The sequence below is a fragment of the Pelagibacterium sp. H642 genome, from assembly GCF_031202855.1.
Lineage (GTDB): Bacteria > Pseudomonadota > Alphaproteobacteria > Rhizobiales > Devosiaceae > Pelagibacterium.
Window position 1 is genome coordinate 3142889 of sequence record NZ_CP101829.1, and the last position, 21356, is coordinate 3164244.

General features: G+C 62.4%; 22 protein-coding genes. 18 read left to right on the plus strand and 4 right to left on the minus strand.

Annotated features, from left to right (window positions below):
• Window positions 1-19 precede the first annotated feature (19 nt).
• From NO934_RS15665 to xth, 15 genes are all read left to right on the plus strand, one after another.
• Window positions 20-745 (plus strand): GntR family transcriptional regulator, encoded by a 726-nt coding sequence (locus NO934_RS15665; RefSeq protein ID WP_309160902.1) that lies wholly within the window; start codon window positions 20-22, stop codon window positions 743-745.
• A gap of 16 nt (window positions 746-761) precedes the next feature.
• On the plus strand, window positions 762-1937 hold the full coding sequence (locus NO934_RS15670) for a mandelate racemase/muconate lactonizing enzyme family protein (RefSeq protein WP_309160903.1): 1176 nt from the start codon (window positions 762-764) through the stop codon (window positions 1935-1937).
• A gap of 131 nt (window positions 1938-2068) precedes the next feature.
• Window positions 2069-3028: a tripartite tricarboxylate transporter substrate binding protein gene (locus NO934_RS15675; protein ID WP_309160904.1), complete on the plus strand. Its 960-nt coding sequence runs from the start codon at window positions 2069-2071 to the stop codon at window positions 3026-3028.
• A gap of 66 nt (window positions 3029-3094) precedes the next feature.
• Window positions 3095-3562, plus strand: a complete 468-nt coding sequence (locus NO934_RS15680) for a tripartite tricarboxylate transporter TctB family protein (protein ID WP_309160905.1) — start codon at window positions 3095-3097, stop codon at window positions 3560-3562.
• A gap of 15 nt (window positions 3563-3577) precedes the next feature.
• Window positions 3578-5092, plus strand: a complete 1515-nt coding sequence (locus NO934_RS15685; protein WP_309160906.1) for a tripartite tricarboxylate transporter permease — start codon at window positions 3578-3580, stop codon at window positions 5090-5092.
• Window positions 5093-5119: 27 nt separating this feature from the next.
• The gene (gene lhgO / locus NO934_RS15690) at window positions 5120-6346 is read left to right on the plus strand and encodes an L-2-hydroxyglutarate oxidase (RefSeq protein ID WP_309160907.1); all 1227 of its coding nucleotides are present in this window, start codon (window positions 5120-5122) and stop codon (window positions 6344-6346) included.
• Complete coding sequence (locus tag NO934_RS15695) at window positions 6327-7211, plus strand: LysR family transcriptional regulator (RefSeq protein WP_309160908.1); 885 nt, start codon at window positions 6327-6329, stop codon at window positions 7209-7211. Before lhgO ends, NO934_RS15695 begins: the two co-directional genes overlap by 20 nt.
• Before the next feature lie 80 nt (window positions 7212-7291).
• A complete protein-coding gene (locus NO934_RS15700) occupies window positions 7292-8077 on the plus strand; it encodes an SDR family oxidoreductase (RefSeq protein WP_309160909.1) in 786 nt (261 codons plus the stop codon).
• Window positions 8078-8088: 11 nt separating this feature from the next.
• The gene (locus tag NO934_RS15705) at window positions 8089-8793 is read left to right on the plus strand and encodes a ribonuclease activity regulator RraA (protein WP_309160910.1); all 705 of its coding nucleotides are present in this window, start codon (window positions 8089-8091) and stop codon (window positions 8791-8793) included.
• Window positions 8794-8795: 2 nt separating this feature from the next.
• A complete protein-coding gene (locus NO934_RS15710) occupies window positions 8796-9722 on the plus strand; it encodes a dihydrodipicolinate synthase family protein (protein ID WP_309160911.1) in 927 nt (308 codons plus the stop codon).
• Window positions 9723-9763: 41 nt separating this feature from the next.
• A complete protein-coding gene (gene ligD / locus NO934_RS15715) occupies window positions 9764-12169 on the plus strand; it encodes a DNA ligase D (protein ID WP_309160912.1) in 2406 nt (801 codons plus the stop codon).
• Between the two features lie 30 nt (window positions 12170-12199).
• Complete coding sequence (locus NO934_RS15720; protein ID WP_309160913.1) at window positions 12200-13093, plus strand: Ku protein; 894 nt, start codon at window positions 12200-12202, stop codon at window positions 13091-13093.
• Between the two features lie 6 nt (window positions 13094-13099).
• On the plus strand, window positions 13100-14179 hold the full coding sequence (locus tag NO934_RS15725) for a tetratricopeptide repeat protein (protein ID WP_309160914.1): 1080 nt from the start codon (window positions 13100-13102) through the stop codon (window positions 14177-14179).
• Window positions 14176-14820, plus strand: coding sequence for an alpha/beta family hydrolase (locus NO934_RS15730; RefSeq protein ID WP_309160915.1), 645 nt, complete (start codon window positions 14176-14178; stop codon window positions 14818-14820). The genes NO934_RS15725 and NO934_RS15730 overlap by 4 nt, the downstream gene beginning before the upstream one ends.
• A complete protein-coding gene (gene xth, locus NO934_RS15735) occupies window positions 14817-15590 on the plus strand; it encodes an exodeoxyribonuclease III (protein WP_309163740.1) in 774 nt (257 codons plus the stop codon). Before NO934_RS15730 ends, xth begins: the two co-directional genes overlap by 4 nt.
• Window positions 15591-15726: 136 nt before the next feature.
• Here the strand turns inward: xth and NO934_RS15740 are convergent, their stop codons facing one another.
• Both NO934_RS15740 and NO934_RS15745 read right to left on the minus strand, forming a co-directional pair.
• The gene (locus NO934_RS15740; RefSeq protein WP_309160916.1) at window positions 15727-16008 is read right to left on the minus strand and encodes a hypothetical protein; all 282 of its coding nucleotides are present in this window, start codon (window positions 16006-16008) and stop codon (window positions 15727-15729) included.
• A 58-nt stretch (window positions 16009-16066) separates the two neighbouring features.
• On the minus strand, window positions 16067-17587 hold the full coding sequence (locus tag NO934_RS15745) for a histidine kinase dimerization/phosphoacceptor domain -containing protein (protein WP_309160918.1): 1521 nt from the start codon (window positions 17585-17587) through the stop codon (window positions 16067-16069).
• Between the two features lie 220 nt (window positions 17588-17807).
• On the opposite strand from NO934_RS15745, the gene NO934_RS15750 reads away from it, so the two are divergent.
• Both NO934_RS15750 and NO934_RS15755 read left to right on the plus strand, forming a co-directional pair.
• Window positions 17808-18653, plus strand: a complete 846-nt coding sequence (locus NO934_RS15750) for a glucose 1-dehydrogenase (protein WP_309160919.1) — start codon at window positions 17808-17810, stop codon at window positions 18651-18653.
• 6 nt (window positions 18654-18659) lie between these two features.
• Complete coding sequence (locus NO934_RS15755; protein WP_309160921.1) at window positions 18660-19700, plus strand: DNA topoisomerase IB; 1041 nt, start codon at window positions 18660-18662, stop codon at window positions 19698-19700.
• 2 nt (window positions 19701-19702) lie between these two features.
• Here NO934_RS15755 and NO934_RS15760 read toward each other — a convergent pair whose 3' ends face one another.
• Together NO934_RS15760 and NO934_RS20665 are read right to left on the minus strand one after the other, a co-directional pair.
• A complete protein-coding gene (locus tag NO934_RS15760; RefSeq protein WP_309160923.1) occupies window positions 19703-19888 on the minus strand; it encodes a hypothetical protein in 186 nt (61 codons plus the stop codon).
• Between the two features lie 87 nt (window positions 19889-19975).
• On the minus strand, window positions 19976-20287 hold the full coding sequence (locus tag NO934_RS20665) for a DUF2934 domain-containing protein (RefSeq protein ID WP_375143260.1): 312 nt from the start codon (window positions 20285-20287) through the stop codon (window positions 19976-19978).
• A gap of 166 nt (window positions 20288-20453) precedes the next feature.
• Between NO934_RS20665 and NO934_RS15775 the strand changes: the two genes are divergently transcribed.
• A complete protein-coding gene (locus NO934_RS15775) occupies window positions 20454-21356 on the plus strand; it encodes a Ku protein (RefSeq protein WP_309160925.1) in 903 nt (300 codons plus the stop codon).

The following is a 21356-nucleotide window of genomic DNA, read 5'->3' on the forward strand; positions in this document are numbered from 1 at the left end:
CAAATATGGACCTTCCATCATGCATTGGAAAATTGTCGACAGTATATCGGCGACTGAAACGGCGGTCCGCATGGTGACGCCATCGGTCCAGCGCGTTCAACGTGCCGAAAGCCTGGCCTCTCAGGTTTATCGCGAGATCGAACGTCTCGTCTTGACCGGTCAGCTCGAGCCGGGCAGCCGGATCAATGAATATGGGCTGGCCGAACAGCTCGGCGTCAGCCGCGCTCCGGTTCGCGAGGCTACGAGGGCACTCGTACAGGCCGGATTGCTGGCCGCGATTCCCGCTCGCGGGGTTTTCGTGCGTGAGATGTCCCACACCGAGATCGCAGAGAACTACGATGTGCGGGCGCTGCTCACGGGGCTGATGTGCGCCCGGGCCGCCGAACGCCGCACCGAAACGGCCATCGCCGAGCTTTCCGCGTTGATCGTGGCCATGGATGAGGCGATCGGCCGCCGCGCCATCGTTGCCTACTACAAGGCCAATCTCGAATTTCACAATCTCATCGCCCAGATGGCGGACCATGCCTGTTCGAGTCGGATCTATGACGATTTGATCCGCGAAACGCACTTCCTGCGTCGCTCGCTGCACGCCCCCGCCCAGACCAATGAGGAGCACCGCGCCATCGTCACGGCTATCGCCGAGGGCGATGCCGAACGCGCGCGGCAGCTCGGCGAAGAGCACGTCAATCACGGCAAGCGGCGCTGGCTCGCTTCGCTCGATGAACAAACGCAAGAACCCGCATAGCGAGAGGAGACGCACTTTGAAGATCGCCAATATTACGACGAGCCTGCACCGGCACGAGATCGACCTGCCAGGCATCGGGGAATCCATCGAAACCCGCATGTTCGTCTTCGTCGAGATCGAACTGGAAGACGGGCGCAAGGGGATGGGCGTCACAGGATCGTTCCTGCCCTGGGCCACCATGCCTTGCATCCGCGAGCACATCTTCCCGCTGATCAAGGGCATGGATGTGCGCCACACCGAAGCGATCCACTCCAAGGTCTGGAAGCAGCTCAACAATCGCGCCTATACCGGCGTCATCGTCAACGCGCTTTCGGCGATCGATATCGCTTGCTGGGATTTGCGCGGCAAGGACGCCAACCAGTCGATTTCCGAACTGCTCGGCGGTTATTCGCGCGAAGCCTACACCTACGCCACCTTCGGCTATCCCTTCTTCGACGAGCAGCAGATCGCCGACTACGCAAAGAAGTTCCTGGCCGATGGCCACACCATGCTCAAGATGGTGGTGGGTGGCGAGCCCACCCGCACCTGGAAGGACGATGTGCGCCGCGTCCAGGCCGCCCGCGATGCCATCGGTCCCGATGTGGACCTGATGATCGACGCCAATTGCTGGTTCAACCCGCATGACGCCTTCATGCTTGCCAAGGCGCTTGAGGACTGCAACCTCAAATGGTTCGAAGAACCCATCCAGCAGAACGACGCGCGGGCGCTTGCCGACCTGCGCTCTCGCGTGCAGGTGCCCATCGCGGCTGGTCAGATGGAAGGCTGGCGCTGGCGCTTCCGCGAACTGGTCGTCCATCACGCGGTGGACGTGCTCCAGCCCAACGTCCTCTACAATGGCGGTTACACCGAAGCGCTCAAGGCGGCTCATTTGGCCCAGGCCTTCAACCTGCCCATGGCCAATGGCGGCGGCTGGCCCATCTTCAACATGCACATTCTGGCCGGCGTCATGAACGGCGGCCCCGTCGAATTCCACTACGGCATGTGGATGACCGGCAAGCACTTCTTCGAAGGCACGCCCGATCCGGTCAACGGCAAGATGACCATTCCCGACCGTCCGGGCCTCGGCTTCACGCCGAAATACGATGCGCTTCGGGATGCAGAGGTCAAGAACCCCGAGGACAGCCGGCTCAAGGGTCGCGACGCGCACGGTTATCTGCTGCGCGAGGCTATCGAGGCGCAAAAGAGCGCCTGACAGCCCTTCATGGAGATGGCGGCAGGGAGGCCGGCATCTCCATTTGCCCGCGAGGGCTTATACGGCGCGGCATATCCCGCGCCACAGAGGAGGGCCAGCCATTTCGGCGGCCCGCAAATGGAGGAACCAACATGACGATCTTTAGCAGTCGCCACCGCCTTGCCGCGGCAGCTCTCGTGGCCTTCGGTGCTTTGAGCGGCTCTGTTGCCGCCCAGGAATATCCGGAGCGCGATATCCAGATGATTATCCCCTTCGGTGTGGGCGGCGGCAGCGACACGCTGGCCCGCACCATCGCGAGTGTCATTGATGAAATGGATCTGCTGCCTGTCCAGATTCTTCCCGAAAACCGCCCGGGCGGCTCGGGCGCCGTCGGTTACGGCTCGGTGGCCCAGGAAGAGGGCAATCCTTATGTCCTGGCCACAGTGAGCGTGAGTTTTTTCACCACGCCGCTGCTGGGCGCTTCGCCAGTGAGCTATGAGGACTTCACTCCGCTCGCTGCTATTTCCTATTCGCCGTACATCCTCGCGGTTCCAGCAGATTCCCCCTACCAGACCTTCGAGGATCTCGCCGGAGCCGAACGGCTGACCACAAGCACGGTGGGTGTGGTCTCCGATGCCGCCCTACTGGCAGACATGGTGTCGGATGCGTTGGGCATTCAGATCGACGCCGTCCCCTTCGATGGAGAAGGCGAAGCCCTTGCTGCGATCCTGGGCGGCCATGTGGATATGGTCTTCATGAACCCGAGTGAACTCATGGCACAGACCGAAGCCGGAGCCCTGCGTCCGCTCGCCGTCAGCTCCGCCGAGCGCGTTGCGGCCTTCCCGGACGTTCCCACGTTCACAGAGCTTGGCCATGACATCGAGCACGTACAGCTCCGCGGTCTTGTCATGCCCGGCGGTGTCAGCGAGGACGTCGTCGCCTACTGGGAGGGCATCCTCGAACAGGTGGCCACCAGCGATGAATGGCGCGAGCAATATATCGAGCGCTACCACGATATGCCCGCCTTCCTTAGCTCGGAGGAATTCTCGGCCCTGATCGAGCAGACTCATCAGCGCTACGAGGCGATCATGACCGAACTCGGCATCATCTGATCCGACCCGCCGGCCGGGCGCTTTGGCGCCCGGTCCCTCTGCCTTGTTTTCGGGAGGAACGGGACAATGTCCATCACACGTGTCGACCAGCTCTTCGCCATCTTCCTCGTCGCGTTCGGCTGCTACATCGTCTGGTCCGGGTTTGACTACGGCTACATGAACGGAACGACGCCTGGAGCGGGTTTCTTCCCGGTGCTGATCGGGAGCGCCATCGCCGTCCTGAGCGTCGTCAACCTGGTGCGCAGCCTGCGCGGCAGCGAGCAGCTCTCGGGCGGCCTTGCAAAACGGGACATTGTCAAGATTGCGCTGCTCTGTGCGGCAACGGCTCTGCTGATCGTTGCCACGCCATATCTCGGCCTCACCCTGTCGGTGATCATCTTCATGCTGGTTGCTGCCTTCATCATCAGGCCCAGCCTAGAGCCGAGCTTTCTTGTCCGCCTCGTTCCCGTAGCGGTCCTGTTCCCGCTTCTGCTGCGCGTGGCCTTCGGCATGTGGCTGCGCATTCCGCTGCCGACCGGCCCGTTCGGTCTTTAGGGCAGGGAGGGCATAATGGACGTTTTTCCACTTCTCTTTGACGGCATCTTACAGGCCATCACCCCCACGACTCTGTTGGCAACTCTTTTCGGGGTGATCATCGGTCTTCTCATCGGCGCCTTGCCCGGCCTCGGCCCTTCGGCTGGCGTCGCCATCATGCTGCCGGTCGCCGTCAGTCTCGGCGGCGTGCCCGCTCTGGCCTGCCTTGCCGGCATCTATTACGGCTCGATGTTCGGAGGCGCCGTCACCTCCATCCTTCTCGGCATACCGGGCGATCCGCCATCGGTCATGACCGTGATGGACGGTTATCCCATGGCCAAGAACGGCGAGGCCGGTCGCGCTCTGGGGATGAGCGTTTTCGCCTCCTTTGTCGGCGGCCTGATCGGTCTTCTCGGTCTCGTGACCTTCTCGGTGCCCATCGCCAGCGCCGCGCTGGCCTTTGGCCCCACCGAGATGACTGCCATGATGGTTTTCGCCCTTTCGCTGGTGAGCGTCCTTGGCGGTCGCAACCCCATAAAGGGCTTTGTCGCGCTTGCCATCGGGTTCTGGGTGGGCATGATCGGCCTTGATCCCATCGCCGGCCCCATCCGCTTCACCTTCGGATCGATGGAGCTTTTCGACGGCATCGATTTCTCCGTCGTCGCTGTCGGGCTTTTCGGCCTCACCGCCATGTTCACCAGCCTCAACGAGAACGTCACGACCGGTCTCGCCAAGTTCCGGTTTTCAAGCCTGTTCCCCCGCATCAAGGATGCCATCCAATCCTGGAAGGATCTGCTGCAGGGGGCGGTCACCGGCTTTTTCGTCGGCGTTCTTCCCGGCATCGGCGCGACAGCGGCGACAATGATGGCCTATGCCAGCTCCAAGCGCATGTCCAAGACGCCCGAGAAATACGGCACGGGCATCGTCCAGGGCATTGCCGCACCGGAATCGGCCAACAATAGCGCGTCCTACGCCTCCATGATCCCGCTCTTTACCCTGGGCATCCCCGGCTCGGCGACCACGGCGGTGATGATGGCAGGCCTCCTCATGCTCGGCCTCCAGCCTGGCCCGCTGCTATTCGTCAACAATGGCGATTTCATCTGGGCGGTGTTCGGCAGCTTTTGGATCGGCAACCTGATGCTGGTGTTTCTCACCCTTCTGTTGACCCCAATGCTCGCCGCGCTGCTGTTCATCGCGACCGCTATTCTCTATCCCATCGTCTTTGCCATCGTCGCCTTCGGCGTCTTTGCCATCGACTATTCGATGACGGGGCTCACCATCGCGCTGGTCGCGGCGATCTTCGGGCTGATCCTTATCAAGCTCGACTATCCGCCGGTCCCGCTCGTCCTCGGCCTCATTCTCGGGCCGATGCTCGAGCGCAACATCCGCCGCACGATGATCCAGTCGCAAGGCGACCTCACGGTCTTCATCGAAAGACCCATTGCGCTTGCGCTCTTTATCCTCACCATCCTGGTCATCGCCTTTCCGATCGCGCGCCGGATGATGGGGCAAAAGCCTAACGCATTGCTCGAAGAATCATCGTCATCCTGATCTCCAAAAAAGAAAAACCGAACGAAAATGAACTATACCTATTGCGTCATCGGTGGCGGTATCGTCGGTCTCGCGACGGCTTTGGAATTGACCGAGCGCGATCCTGGCGCGCGCATCCTTGTGCTGGAAAAGGAGCGGGCCGTCGCCACCCATCAGACCGGGCACAATTCCGGCGTCATCCACGCCGGCATCTACTACCAGCCTGGTTCGCTCAAGGCCGGTCTCTGCCGCGCCGGCGCGGAGGCCACCAAGGCCTTCTGCCGCGACAATTCCATCCCGTTCGAAACCTGCGGCAAGCTGTTGGTCGCCACCAATCCGCTCGAACTCGAACGCCTGGCCGGCCTCGAAAATCGCGCGCGGGACAATGACATCTCCTTTGAAACCGTCTCCGCCGCGCGCCTGCGCGGGCTCGAGCCCAATATCGCCGGCCTCGGCGCCTTGCTGGTCCACGCGACCGGCATCGTCGATTATCGCAAGGTATGCGAGGTGATGGCGGCGAAGCTGGCCGAGCGCGGAGCGGAAATCAGGCTCGGCACCCAGGTCACGGTCATCACCGAAGAGGGCCAATCCGTCCACATCCGCACCCAGGACGGCGGCACCGTCACGGCCGAAATGCTTGTTGGTTGCGCCGGTCTGCAATCGGACAGGATCGCCCGGCTCGCCGGCATGGATGTGCGGCACCGCATCGTTCCGTTCCGTGGCGAATATTACACCCTGCCGCGCGCCAAATCGAACATTGTCAAGCACCTGATCTACCCGGTGCCGGACCCGGACCTGCCGTTCCTCGGCATACATCTCACCCGCACCATCGATGGCCGCGTCACCGTCGGGCCCAATGCCGTGCTAGGCTTTTCCCGCGAAGGCTACAAAAAGGGCAGCACCAATCTTTCCGATGTCGCCTCTCTGGTCAGCCATCCAGGCTTCTGGCGCATGGCGCGCAACAACCTCAAGTCCGGGATCAGCGAATTCCGCAATTCGCTCCTGCGCCGCCACTATCTCGAGGAATGCCGAAAATACTGCCCCAGCCTCACGCTCGATGATCTGGGCGAGCCCGGTGCCGGTATCCGGGCCCAGGCGATCCTCGATGACGGAACGCTGGTTCACGATTTCCTCTTTCTGCAATCGCAGCGTATGCTCCATGTCTGCAACGCTCCCTCGCCAGCCGCCACCTCGGCAATGCCGATCGCCAGCATGATCGTCGACCGGCTGGTCGGGGCGCGCGAAGGTGAGGGGCATGGAAACACGGTTTCTTGAAACATTCGTCCTGGTGGCCGAACTGGGCTCACTGGCCGAGGCGTCGCGCCGGCTGGGCATAACGCCGGTCGCGGTCGCGCAACGCATGCAGACGCTCGAGGAGGAGGTGGGCGCGCAATTGCTGATCCGCGCCGGTCGCCGCGTCAAACCCACCCAGGCAGGTTATGCCATCCTCGAAAAGGGCCGCGAAATCCTTGTCGATATCCGCTCGCTATCGAGCCTTGCCCAGCTCGACAATGTTGCCGGCGACATTCGGCTCGGTGCCATTTCCACGGCGCTGACGGGGATTCTGCCCGAAGCTTTGCGGTCGATGAGCACGACGGCCCCCGCCGTCAACGCCTTCCTGCTCCCCGGAACCTCCAACGATCTCTACCGCGCCCTGCTCGACGGCAAGATCGATGCGGCGCTGCTTGTCGAGCCACCTTTCGAAATCGCCAAATCCTTGCGCTGGAAGACGTTGCGCAAAGAACCCCTTGTCGTCCTGTGCCGGCCCGAGCACGCCAGGGCCGACCCGCTGGCGCTCCTGCGATCGGAGCCCTTCATCCGCTACGACCGCAACAATTGGGGCGGGCGGCTGCCCGACCAGTATCTGCGCGACGTCGAGATCAAGCCCAATGAGCGTTTCGAACTCGATTCCCTCGACGCCATCGCGGTAATGGTCCGCTCGGGGCTCGGCGTCTCCCTCATTCCCGATTGGTCGACACCCTGGGACGAGGCAAGCTCGCTCATCCGTCTGCCTGTGCCCGCGCCGCGTCCGGTGCGCGCCATCGGCTTGCTTTGGCCGCAAAGCTCTCCCGCCGGTCGCCTCATCGATGTGGTTCTCGATGCCATCGAGTCCATCCCGGCGCCAGTCGAGAACAAATAATTTCTTTGTTCTCAATCAAGCGTTGCGCTTGTTTTCTTTAGCTCCCACTCGGGCAAGATGCGCCCGCAAGGAGGGAGTTCATGGATCTAGGAATTGCAGACAAAACCGCCCTGGTGTTCGGCGCTGGCGGCGGGCTTGGCGGCGCTATCGCGCGGGCGCTTGCAGCCGAGGGCGCCAAAATCGCCGTGGCCGATATCAATGCCGATGCAGCACAGGCGACGGTCGATGCCATTGCCGGAGCGCGAGGCAAGGCAAAGGCCTGGGTTTGGGACTTGGCCGATCTCTCGGTGATCGGCGACAATATCGCTGCCATCGAAGCCGATCTTGGCCCGGTCGATATCCTCGTCAACAACACCGGCGGGCCCCCGCCGACACCTGCCGCGGGGCAGGCGCCCGAGGATTGGGAAAAGCACTTCCGCTCCATGGTTGTCTCGGTGATCGCCATCACCGATGCTGTTCTTCCCGGCATGCGCGAGCGCAAATGGGGCCGCATCGTCACCTCGACCTCGTCCGGCGTCGTCGCTCCGATCCCCAATCTGGGTATCTCGAACGCTCTGCGCCTGTCGCTCGTCGGCTGGTCCAAGACTCTGGCCCGCGAAGTCGGGCGCGACGGCATCACCTCCAATATCGTGCTCCCCGGCCGCATCGCGACCGGCCGCATCAAGTTCCTCGACGAACAGAAGGCCAAGCGCGAGGGCAGGGCGGTCGCGGACGTCTCAGCCGAAAGCACCGGCTCGATCCCACTGGGCCGATATGGCGATCCGGCTGAGTATGGAGACGTGGTCACCTTCCTCGCCAGCCAGCGCGCTTCTTATCTCACCGGCTCGGTCATCCGCGTGGATGGCGGATTGATTCCCAGCATCTAGGAGAACATCAGATGACTTTGGATGCCAAAGCGATCGAAACGCTCAAGGGCGTGTCGACGGCAACGCTCACCACGGTGCTGCTCAAAAAGGGCCTGCGGAATGTATGGATTCGCAATGCCAGGCCGATCCGCGCTGGCATGCCGCGCATCGTTGGCCCAGCGTTCACCTTGCGGTTCGTGCCGGCCCGCGAGGATCTTGCCACGCCCGCAAGCTGGGGTTCGCCCATCTCCACCCGCGCCGCCATCGAGGACATGCCCGAGGGCGCCGTGGTCGTCGCCGATGCCATGGGTGTTTCGGATGCCGGCATCTTCGGCGATATCCTTTGCTTCCGCATGGCCAAGAAGGGTGTCGCCGCGCTCATCACCGATGGCGTGATGCGCGATGCCGCGGGCGTTCATTCCACCAACCTTCCTGTCTGGTGCAACGGCATTTCCGCGCCGCCTTCGGTGGCGGGCCTCACCTTCGTGGGCTGGCAGGAAACCATCGGTTGCGGCGGCGTCGCCGTCATTCCCGGCGATACGATTGTCGTTGACGACGACGGTGCCGTCGTGATCCCTCAGGCCTTGCTGGAAGAAGTCCTGGCCGAAGCGCCGGAGCAGGAAGCGATGGAAGCCTGGATCATGACCGAGGTTGATCGCGGGGTGTCCCTGCCGGGGCTCTATCCGATGAACGAGGAAACTAAGAAGCGCTACCAAGAGTTCAAGGCCAAGTCCTGACCATGCCGCTCGACCACACTGCCAATGGCGTTTACGCCATCGCCACCACGCCCTTTCTCGACGATTTTTCCGTCGACACGAAATCGGTTGATCGGCTGACCGATTTCTATGAGGAGGCCGGTGCCACCGGCATCACCATCCTGGGGATCATGGGGGAGGCGCCCAAGCTCGAATACGAGGAATCGCTGGGCATCGTGCGGCAGGTGGTCGGGCGTTCCAAACTCCCGATCATCGTCGGCGTCTCTGCTCCCGGCTTTGCCGCCATGCGGCGTCTGGCGCGTGAATCGATGGATTTGGGCGCGGCCGGCGTCATGATCGCCCCGCCGTCCAACCTGCGCACCGACGACCAGATCAGAGGCTACTACGCCTCCGCCGTCGAAGCGATCGGCGAGGACATTCCCTTCGTCATCCAGGATTATCCGCTCACCCTCACAGTCGTCATGACCCCTGGCGTCATCCGCGACATCGTCAACGCCCATCCCTCCTGCGTCATGCTCAAGCATGAGGATTGGCCGGGGCTGGAAAAGATCAGCGCCTTGCGCAAGTTCCAGGGCGAGGGCGCCATGCGCGAGATTTCGATCCTGTGCGGCAATGGCGGATTGTTCCTCGATTTCGAATGCGAGCGCGGCGCTGACGGCGCGATGACCGGCTACGCCTTCACCGATGCGCTCGCCGACATCGTCCGGCTCCAGGCAGCCGGAAATCGCGACGCGGCTCACGATATGTTCGACGCCCATCTCCCGCTTATCCGCTACGAGCAGCAGCAGGGCGTGGGGCTCGCCGTGCGCAAATACGTGCTCAAGAAGCGTGGGCTGATCACATCCGATCTCCAGCGCAAGCCTGCCGGTGCGCTCACTGCCAAGGCGCGCGAGGAGGTGGATTATCTTCTCTCCCGCGTCGCCCGGCACGATCCGCGCGCCGTTATCTAAGCCCGATTGTCGTTTCGCCAGCGCCTTCATATCATGGGGCTGTGAAGAAGCTCGAAACCTACCGCAGCAAGCGCAATTTCGGCTCCAGCCCGGAGCCGGAAGGCCTTCCGTCAGCAGGCGCGGGCAACCGTTTCGTCATTCACAAGCACTCGGCGACCGCCGACCATTACGATTTGCGTCTGGAGCATGATGGTGTCCTGCTCAGTTGGGCCGTGCCCAAAGGGCCCTCGCTTAATCCCGAAGACAAGCGATACGCCGTCCGCACCGAGGATCACCCTCTCGAATATGCCGATTTCGAGGGCGTGATCCCCGAGGGCGAGTATGGCGGCGGCCCGATGATCGTCTGGGATCGCGGTGTTTGGGCCCCGATGAACGATATCGAAAAGAGCCTCAAAACCGGCAATTTCAAGTTCCGGCTGGCGGGCGAGAAGCTGTCGGGAGGCTGGATGCTGGCTCGGCTCAAGAACAAGGACGAGAAGGAAGGTTGGATTCTGTTCAAGGAGCGCGATCAGGCCGCCGATCCCTCGCGAGACATCCTTGCCGAGCGGCCCGAAAGCGTCAAAACCGGCCGCCGCATCGAAGACCTCGTCGTCCCACCACCTCCGCCGGCAAAACCTCGCCCACCCAGCCGCATCAAGGGTGCGGTCAAGGCACCGTTTCCGCCGGTGACCGCTCCTCAGCTTGCCTCGTCCACCTCGAGGCCGCCGCTGGGCAATGAATGGCTGCATGAAATCAAGCTCGATGGCTACCGCACGCTCGCCTATTTGCAGAACGGCTCGGTAAAGCTCATCACCCGCTCGGGTCTGGATTGGACGCACCGCTATGGCGACCTCCCTGACGCCTTCCCTTCGCTCCCTTGCAAAAGCGCTGTGCTGGACGGCGAAATCGTCGCGCTCAACGCAAGGGGCGTCAGCAGTCTCTCCCTGCTGCAGGAGGCTCTGTCATCAGGTCCCGGCGGCAAGCTCGTCTTCTATGCCTTCGATCTGCTGTATCTCGACGGTTGGGATCTGACACAGGCGACGCTTTCCGATCGCAAGCGCGCGCTGCAGCCACTGGTCGCCGGCAATCACGCCGTTCATTTCAGCGATCATGTGGGGGGCGATCCGACCGAGCTTTTCGAGCGCGTGAGCGATCTCGGGCTCGAGGGTCTGGTCTCCAAACGCATCGAGTCCAAATACCGCTCCGGCCGCAGCGAGAGTTGGCTCAAGGCCAAGGCGCCGAAAACCGGCAGCTTCGTCATTGCCGGCTTCACCCGCTCCAAGGCAACCGGAGGGCTGGCTTCCCTGGCCATGGGTGAATGGGTCGATGGCGAACTCATCTACCGCGGCAAGGTGGGCACCGGCTTTGATGCCGAAATGCTCTCCTCCCTCTACCCTCGCCTCCAGGCGCTGGGCGAGGCCGAGCCATTGCCCGGCGCACCGCGCGACATCGTCTGGGTCGATCCGGTCCTGATCGCCAACGTCACCTATGGCGACATCACGCGCGATGGCATGCTGCGCCACACCGTCTTCAAAAGTCTGCGCGAAGCCGAGCTCACCGCCAGCCCCGTGGTGGAACGCAAGCGGCTGGTGACCGATGCCGATCTCGCGGGCATCTGGGTCACCAATCCCACGCGCCGTCTTTTCGGCCGTTCAGGCCCCACCAAGCTCGATATCGCCGTCTATTATGCGGCGGTGGGCGATTTCATGCTGCCGCACATCCTTGGCCGGCCCGTCTCGATGCTGCGCTGCCCATCACCGAAACCGGCCGATTGCTTCTTCCAGCGCCATGCCTTCACCGGCATGCCACCAACGCTCCAGACGGCCGAGATCAAGAACTCGGAAGGCGAGGAGCGCTCCTACCTCGTCATCGCCGACGTCCGCGCTTACCTCGCGCTCGCCCAGTTCGGCGTGGTCGAATTCCACGCCTGGGGCAGCAAGGCCTCCCATATCGAAAAACCCGACCGCATCGTCTTCGATCTCGATCCGGGCGAAGGAGTAGGGTGGCGCGAGGTGGTCGAAGCCGCGATCCACATTCGCGGCGAACTCGAAGGCATCGGGCTGGTGCCCTTCGTCAAGACCTCCGGCGGCAGTGGCGTCCATATCGTCGTTCCCATCACTCCCAGGCTCGGCTGGAAACCGGTGCATGCGGCGAGCAAGTCGATCGCCAGCCACATTGCGGCGGCCCAGCCGAAAACCTTCACCACCACCATGGGTGCCGAAAACCGCAAGGGCCGCATCTTCATCGACTTCCACCGCAACGCCCGCACGTCCACAGCCGTCGCCGCTTATTCGCTCCGCGCCCGTGTCCACATGCCCGCTTCCACCCCCATAAGCTGGTCGGACCTTGAGTCTATCGACGCTCCGACGGATTTGAACTATTCTACACTTCCAAGACTTCTTGAGACTGCTGGCGATCCATGGGCGGATATAAATAACGCCGCACGGGATTTGCCTGAACGACTATAGTGGTTTGTGTGTAGTATCGGAGTTTGAGCCATGGCACCGCGCGCCAGTTGGAAGGGTCATTTGAGGCTGAGTCTGGTGAGTTGCCCGGTGCGGCTGTACCCGGCGACCACCACCAAGGATCGCATTTCGTTCAACCAGCTTCACAAGGACACCCACAACCGGATCAACATGAAGCCTGTCGATCCGGAACTGGGCCTCATCGAACGCAGCGATCTCGTGCGCGGTTATGAGTATGACGACAAGCAATACGTCATCATCGAAGACAGCGATCTCGAAGCGGTCAAGATCGAGTCCAACCACACGATGAACATCGAAGCCTTCGTCGACGAGGACGAAATCGACCTCATCTACCTCGATGCCCCGTACTACCTCGCCCCCGATGGAGCGCTGGCCGAGGAAACCTTCGTCGTCTTGCGCGAGGCCATGCGCCGGTCCGGCAAGGTGGCCATCGCCCGCCTGGTGCTATCGAGCCGCGAGCGCGTCGTCACCATCGGCGCGCGAGAAACCGGCATGTTCATGTGCACCTTGCGCAATCCCAACGAAGTGCGTGGCACGTCTGAATATTTCGGCAATATCCCCGTGGGCGATCCAGACCCCGAAATGCTCGATCTGGCCCAGCGTCTCATCGAGCAGAAGGAGACCAAGTTCGATCCCAGAAACTACGAGGATCGTTACGAGGTCGCGCTGATGGCGATGATCAAGGAAAAGCTCAAGGGTCACAAGCCCGTGGTCGCCGCCGCTCCCGAGCGCGGCAACGTCATCAACCTCATGGATGCCCTCAAGGCCAGCCTCGGCCAGTCCAAGCCGCCGGCCGAAAGCAAGTCCAAGCGCGCGCCCGCCGCAAAGACGGCCAAGGGCAAGGCTACAGAGGCCGAACCCGCCCCCAAGGCCAAGCGCACCACGCGAACCCGCAAGCAGGCCTAGCCCCCCATGCAGCCGGGCGGCAAGACCATCGGGCTGATCGGCGGGCTGGCCGCAGCCCCGCGCCGTATCGTCGGCCGGCATCTGGCCGAGCGCGGCGCGGTCTTCCGCCACGGCGTCACCCGCAAGACCGATCTGGTGGTGTTCGGCAAAAAACTTCTCAACCGGTCTTCCGCTCATGAGATCGCTGCCCGCCACCACACGCACGCCAAGGTTGGCAAGCCTGTCTGGGGCGAGCGCGAATTCCTGCGCTGGGTGCGTGACGAGGAGGGGCCGGCGCTCACGCTCGATCGCGAGACGCTCTGTGCCCAATCGGGCCTTGACGCAAACGATTGCGTCCTGCTTTCGCTCTTTGCCGCCTTCGAGGGCGACGGCATGCGCTTTGCCTTCACCGATGTGATCCTCGCCCGCAAATATGCCGGGCTGGTCGCTTCGGGCGCCGATTGGTTCGCGATCGCCCGCCAGCTATCCGGCGCCTCGAAATCCTCACTTACGGCCTTCGCGCTCCGTCCCGGTCCGGCCGGGATCATCTATGCCGAGCGCAACGATCTGGTTTCCGATCTCAGCGGCCAGACCGTTCTTCCTTTTACCGAAACGGACGAGGACATCGACGATCTCTTCGAGGCAGCCGAAGAGGCGGAAGGCGAGGGCGATACCGCAACCGCCATCGCGCTCTACCGCCGCTGCCTTGCCGCCGATCCCACCGATTCCGTCGCCGCCTTCAATCTGGGCAATTGCCTTGCGTCCCAGGGCGATAAGGCCGAGGCCCGGCACCTCTACCAGATCGCAATCAAGCGCGACCCCACCTTTGTCGAAGCGTGGTTCAACCTCGCAACGCTGCTGCGCGAAGGCGGCGATGCGGCCGGCGCGCGCCGGCACTTGGAGCGGGCCATCGCCATCGATCCCTCCTATGCCGATGCGGTCTACAACCTTGCCGCCCTCCAATTCGACGTCGGCAATCTCGATGCCGCCCGCCGCCATTGGCTGCGCTATCTCGAACTCGATCCGCATACCGCATGGGCCGAGACCGCCACGCGCGGCATTCAGTATGTGGACATGCAGAACGCACGCAAGGCGGCCGGCCAGTGACCGATTTCCTCTTCAGCGGCCGCGAAGATGCCGCCATCACCCTGCTTCTGGCCCACGGCGCCGGCGCCGCCATGGATTCAGCCGCCATGAATGCCGCCACCGACGCGCTTGTCGCCGCCGGCCTGCGCGTCGTCCGTTTCGAATTCGCCTATATGGCAAGTCGCCGCGCCGGCGATGGGCGCAAGCCTCCGCCGCGCGCCGAAACGCTGCTCGGAGAATATCGCGCGGCGGTGGATGCGCTGGAATCGTCCGGCCCGCTGTTCATCGGCGGCAAATCCATGGGCGGTCGCGTAGCCACCATGGTGGCCGACGAACTCCATAGCGCCGGCCGCATCGAGGGTGTCGTTTGCCTGGGCTATCCCTTCCACCCACCCGCCAAGCCCGACCAGCTCCGCACCCGCCATCTCGAACACCTCAAATGCCCGCTGCTCATCTGCCAGGGCACGCGCGATCCATTCGGCACAGTTGAGGAGGTGCCCGGCTATCCCCTCTCCGATGCGGTTCGCATCGAATGGCTCGAGGATGGAGACCACGATCTGAAACCGCGCAAGGCCATCTTCGGCTTCACCGCTGCCCAGCATCTGGAAACCATGGCGAAGACCGTGGCCGCATGGACCCGCGATATCGCCGCCAGGGCATGAAGATCGCCACCTTTAACATCAACGGCATCAATAAGCGCCTCGCCAATCTTCTGGATTGGCTGGACGAGGCGCAGCCCGATGTCGTCTGTTTGCAGGAATTGAAGGCCCGCCAATCCGAATTCCCGCTGGCCGCGATCGAGGCCGCTGGCTACCAGGTCGTCTGGCAAGGCCAGCCCGCCTGGAACGGCGTGGCGATCCTTGCGCACGGCAGCGCCCCGGTCGTCACCCGCACGGCGTTGCCGGGCGATGCGGAAGACACCCAGGCCCGCTATATCGAGGCGGCAGTGCAGGGGGTGCTGATCGGAACGCTTTACGCGCCCAATGGCAATCCGCGCCCGGGTCCGAAATTCGACTATAAGCTCGCCTGGACCCGCCGCCTGCTCGATCATGCCGCCGATCTCATGGCCACCCGCCTGCCGGTCGTCCTGGCTGGGGATTTCAACATCGTACCCGAACCGCGCGATATCTATCCATCGCGATCCTATGACGGCAATGCGCTGGTCCAACCCGAAAGCCGCGCTCTCTATGCCGAGTTCCTGGGGCAGGGATGGATCGATGCCCTGCGCGAGACCCATCCGCAAGACGAGGCGCTCTATACCTTCTGGGACTACAAGCGGAACCGTTGGCTCCGCAATGCCGGCCTGCGCCTCGATCACATTCTGCTCTCACCCGATCCGTCCGCACGGCTGGCAGCCGCCGGCGTCGACCGCGACGTTCGGGGAGAGGAGGGCGCCAGCGATCACGCACCCGTCTGGATCATGCTGGATTAAATCGACATTCGATGAACCCATCTGTCATTCCGGGACGTTCCGCAGGGCAATCGATCCACCGGATCGATTGCTGATCCTGCTCCAATCCCGGAATCCAGCGGCAGCCCCGGCCAAGACCGCCAAATGCCGGTTCGGTCTAAAGCGATCCGGCCGCGCCGCGTCCGAACTTCATTTCCAGCGGTTCGAGCAGGGATCGGATCTCGATGCCCGCCGCTGTCGCCACGGCGTGCCCTTCGGTGGTCACTGCCCCCGGATCCTCCTGGTGGTCGCGCGGAGGAATGGATTCATCGATATGCGCCTTGAGGTCCCGCAGGTCCTCGGGCGAACGGACATAGCGTTCGAGCAGCCAGGCCAACACCTGTCTCTGGGCGGCCAAACGGCCTTCGATATCGAAATTGCTCATAGCCCCGTCCGACATGCCGTTCTCCTCTTGATCGTGTTTCCGCAACGGTGACCACCATCGGCCAGTTCCCGCCTCAATCCGTGCTGCCGGGCGTGACGGTGGGAAAGGTCAGAACGAATGTCGATCCCTTGCCGTCATTGGCGTAGTACATCACGCCCTCGATCTGCTGCACCAGGCCCTTGACCAGTCTTCGGCCCATTCCGTCGCTGGGGCTTTCGGGGTCAAAACCCACTCCGTCATCGCCGATGGTAAGGGTTGCCCGGTCAGGGCCGTCGGCCTTGAGCCGGACATCGATCCGACCATCCCGCCCCCCGGGGAAGGCGTATTTGATCGCGTTGCACAGCGCTTCGTTGACGATCAGGCCGAGCGGCATCAGATGGTCGCGATGCACATGCACCTTGTCGATGTCGGTCACCACCTCCGCCTTGGTGTCGAAGCCCGTGACGATGTCGTGGACGAGTTTCTCGACATAGGCGGAAACTTCGGCGGTGCCGAACTGATCGGTGCGGTAGATGTGCTCATGAACGGCGACCATAGCCGCGATCCGGCGCCCCATCTCCTGCTTTACCGCCGGGGAAACAGGCTGGAGCTGCACCAGCGAGGAGACGGCCTGGAGATTGTTCTTCACCCGGTGGTGGATTTCGCGGAACAGCATCTGGTTCTGGTCTACGGCGGCTGCCAATTGCTCCCGCGTCTGCCGGTCCTGCTGCAGGATGCGTGTCAGCCACCAGAGCGCCAGCACCAGCCCCACGAGGCCGGGTATGATGAGGATGAGGGCCAGCGCCGTATTCTGCCAAAACCGGCTGGCGATCGCGTCGGCTGATATTGCCGCCACAGCCACCAGTGGCGCACCTTCGAGCTTGTGATAGCTGACGACCCGTGGTTGGCCATCGACCGGAGAGGCAGGCGCATAATAGGTGCCCGCATCGGTCTCGGGCAGGAGTTCGGTGAAAAGAACATAGTCCGAGAGGTCGAGGGGTTCGTCCGCCACCGGGTAGCGCGCCACCAGCCACCCATCGTCGCGGATCAGCGAAATGGTCGAGTCCGGTTCGAGGTTCAGCGACCGCCAGACATCGCTGAACAGTTCATTGCTCACGGTGATCGCGGCCACGCCCGAAAATGTACCCTGTGTTTCCAGGCGCCGCGCGATGATGAAGGTCGGCGGATCGTTCCCGGAGTCCAGAAGCATTGGCGTGATGATGAATTGGTCGCCATTCGCCAGCTGCTCGAAATATTCCTCCTGGGCGATATTGGGACGTAGCGGCATGTCGGAGTTGGAAAGCCTGACATTGCCGTTGGGACCGTAGACGGTGATCCGCACATGATCGGGCAGGCCGCTGAGTTGTTCGTCTATGTCGCCGAACGGCTCGAGCGCCAGCACCAGCGATTGCGTTCTCAACTGGTCGTGGATGCGTTCGAGAACCTGGTTGCTTGCTTCGGTGAGCCATTGGGTATGCACCGCCACCACATGAGCAGCCGAAGCGGCGGCGGTTTCGGCCCTGGAGAATTGCTGCCGATAGCCTTGAACGACGAGCAGGGTCGCGAGGATGATGATCGCAAGGCTCAGCGCGACGGCGAAGATCAGGGCCGCCATTGCAGCATCGATCTTGCGTTTGGCTTTAGGTCGGATCGTTCGAGGCGCCGCCGCGTCGCTCACCCTGCATCCCTCCGCCGCGCTTGTGCAGCTCGTTCCTTGTCGCCAAGCAGATCACATCCAGGTTCCGGCCACAACCATTGACGTACCGCAAGACGCGGAACGAACCGCTCGCCGAGCGCATTGCTCGCCAAGGATTTTTCTCGATGGAGCACGACCAATGGCCAATCAACCCGCTCAGCACCAGGACCGGCAACCGGGCCATGAAGGGGAAATGCATCCCGAGCCCGAATACACGCCTTTCTATCCAGGAAGCGGCAGGCTTGAGGGAAAGGTCGCGATCATCACAGGCGGAGATTCCGGCATTGGCCGCGCGGTCAGCGTCCTCTTCGCGCGTGAAGGCGCCAAGGTCGTTATCGTTTATCTCAACGAGGACGAAGAAGCCGAAGCAACCCGGGCAATCGTCGAAGAAGAAGGTAGTGAAGCGCTTCTGATCGCCGGAGATGTCGGCGATCCCGATTTCTGTAAAGCTGTTGCCGAGCGGGCTCTGACGGCGTTCGGTCGCATCGACGTTCTCGTCAATAACGCCGCGGAGCAGCATATCCGTGAAGATATTGCGGAGCTTGACGCGGAATCCATGAAGCAGGTGTTCGAAACCAACATCTATGGCTATTTCCATATGGTGCAGGCGGTAATCGACCATTTCGAGGAAGGCGCCCGCATCATCAACACAGCCTCCATCGTGGCCTATCGCGGGCATCCGCAATTGGTGGATTACGCCATGACCAAAGGCGCCATCGTTGCGCTTACCCGCTCGCTGGCCGCCCGGTTTGCAGAAAAGAAGATCCTGGTCAACGCGGTTGCTCCTGGCCCGATCTGGACGCCGCTGATCCCCGCCAGTTTCCCACCCGAGATGGTCAAGGAATTCGGCTCTTCGACGCCCCTCAAGCGCCCCGGCCAGCCCAATGAGGTCGCTCCGGCCTACCTGTTGCTCGCCTGCGAGGACGGAAGGTTCATGACGGGTCAGACCATCCATGTGGATGGCGGAGAGTTCCCGAGCAGCTGACGCGAAATGGCCATTGCCGATCCCGGCCTCTCGAACGGGTGCCTTCGCTATGTCAATGACGACGAGCCCGGCATCATGCGCCGTCGTCGCGGAAAAGGTTTCATCTATATCCGCGACAGTGGCCGCCCCGTCGCCCGAGAAAGCGATATCGCCCGCATCAACGCGCTTGCCATCCCGCCCGCCTGGACCGACGTGTGGATCTGCCCCGATCCTGACGGTCATATCCAGGCCACCGGGCGCGACCAGAAGGGGCGCAAGCAGTATCGCTACCACGATCAATGGCATGCCGATCGCGGCATGGCCAAATATGCGCTGATGGCCGATTTCGCCGCCAGCCTTCCCAGAATCCGCAAAGCGGTCGATGCCGATCTGCGCCTGCGCGGCCTGCCGCGTGAAAAGGTCGTGGCGTCCATCGTCTGGTTGTTGGACAACACCATGATCCGGGTCGGCAATGACAGCTATGTCAAGGACAACAAAAGCTTTGGCCTCACCACCCTGAGGGCGCGCCATCTCGATGTCTCCGGGTCCAAACTGCATTTCCACTTCAATGGCAAATCGGGCAAGACATGGGATGTCGGCATCGCCGACCGGCGTATGTCGCGCATCCTCAAGACCATCGAGGATCTGCCGGGCCAGCGTCTGTTCCGCTACCGCGACGAGGAAGGGCGGCTCCATGACGTCGGCTCGCACGACGTCAATGCCTATATCCGCGCGACCATCGGGGAGCGCTTCAGCTCCAAGGATTTCCGCACTTGGGGTGGCACCATGCGCGCGCTGACGCTCCTCGCGCAGACCGAAGTGCCCGACACCAAGACCGCACGCGCGCGAACCCTCAACGCCGTGATCGACGCCGTTTCGCGCAAACTCGGCAATACGCGCGCCGTATGCCGTGCCTGCTACATTCATCCCGCCGTTTTCGAGCGCTGGGAGCAGGGAAAGCTCGCCGACGATGTGGCTGCGATCCGCGCGAAGCGCCCGCGCCGCGCAGGGCTCGACGCGGAAGAATGCATTGCGGCCCTCTGGCTGCAAAAGTTCGCAGGTGGGTAGAACTACAGCTTGACCACTGTACGCGACGCCATGCTCCTGCTCAGCAGGGCAAGTCGGATCAGGCTGGAATCGGGGCAGTTGTGTGTACCGGCGATCCGCGAGGTACTCTCTTCAAGCTTGAGTAGCCGCCGCTTGTGCCGGTCCACTTCCTCGCGCACCGATTGCGCGACGGTCTTACGGGTTTCCATGAGCGGCTCCTTATGCCAATGGAGCTTATCTCACGCAAAACCCGGCGCATTAACATAGATCAATAGGTGTGTCCCGGAGTGGCCGAGCTACTTGTTGGTGCGCCCGCGACGCGCCGGATTGATGCTCCCATCGGCGTCGGGATCGTTCATCACATCGCCTTCGAGCGTGTTGTCGCCCTCAAGCGCTTCGATGTCTTCTGTCGCGGTCCCGCGGCTGTAGCCGATGCCCGGGTCGTTCTCGAGATCGTCTCCCATATCGGGCTGATCGGCCAAGCGCCCATCGGCCATTTCCTGCTCGGCCGCTTGCCAATGGTCCCTATCGCGTCCCTCAGGACGACCTTCCTGTTCCCAGATCTGGTGAGCCCTCGTGCGGATGGCGTCTTCCCGTGCAGTGTTCATGATGACCTCCTCGACTGCGTTGCCAGATCAACTCCGATCGCCAAGCTCCGTTCCGGCACTGTCGTGCATCAATCCGCCGTCGCGCTCTGCCGGCATCGCGGGGAACCCGGTGTTCGCGAAATGAATTGAGTCCCACCAGTCATCATCGCGTTTCAAGGACGTTTTCATGCCTTCAGCACGCCCCGTCTGGAAGGGCCAGATCAGATTGTCGCTCGTGGCCATTCCGGTGGAACTCTATTCGGCCTCCAAGACCGGCGCGCGGCTCTCGTTCCGCCAGATTCACGAGCCTTCGGGCAAGCCTGTCAAATACGAAAAGGTGGTTCCCGGCGTCGGTCCGGTCGACCCGGACGACATCCTCAAGGGCTTCGAATACGAAAAGAACGATTTCGTCCTGCTCGAAGACGAGGAGATCGACGCGGTCAAGCTCGAAACCCGCAAGACGCTCGAGCTCGTCCAGTTCGTGGGCGGTTGCGAGATCGACCCGATCTATTTCGATAAATCCTACTATGTCGTCCCCCAGGACGAGCTGTCCGAAGACGCCTTCCGCGTCGTACGCGACGCCCTCCGCACCTCCCAAAAAATCGGCCTAGGCCAGATTGCCATGCGCGGGCGCGAGTATATCTGCGCGATAAAACCTTGCGGAACCGGCCTGATGCTTGAAACTCTCCACTATGAGGATGAGATCCGCAAATCCGATCCCTTCTTCTCGGGCATCTCCAAGGCCAAGGCCGAAAAGGACCTCCTGGAGGTCGCCACCCAGTTGATCGAACGCAAGACCGCTCCGTTCGATGCCGCAAAGTTTAAGGACAATTACACCAACGCCCTGCGCGCTCTGGTGGAAAAAAAGCTCAAGTCCAAGGGCAAGAAGAAGATCATAACCGACACCGACGAGCCAACATCTGGTGAGGCCAAGACCAACGTCATCGATCTGATGGACGCTCTCAAATCGAGCCTTGAGGGCAGCGGCGGCGGCGCCAAATCCAAGCCCGCCGCCAAATCGAAGAAGGCCTCGAGCGCCAAATCCTCCTCGGCCGCCAAGACCCGTACGCCGCGGAAAAAGGCGAGCTGA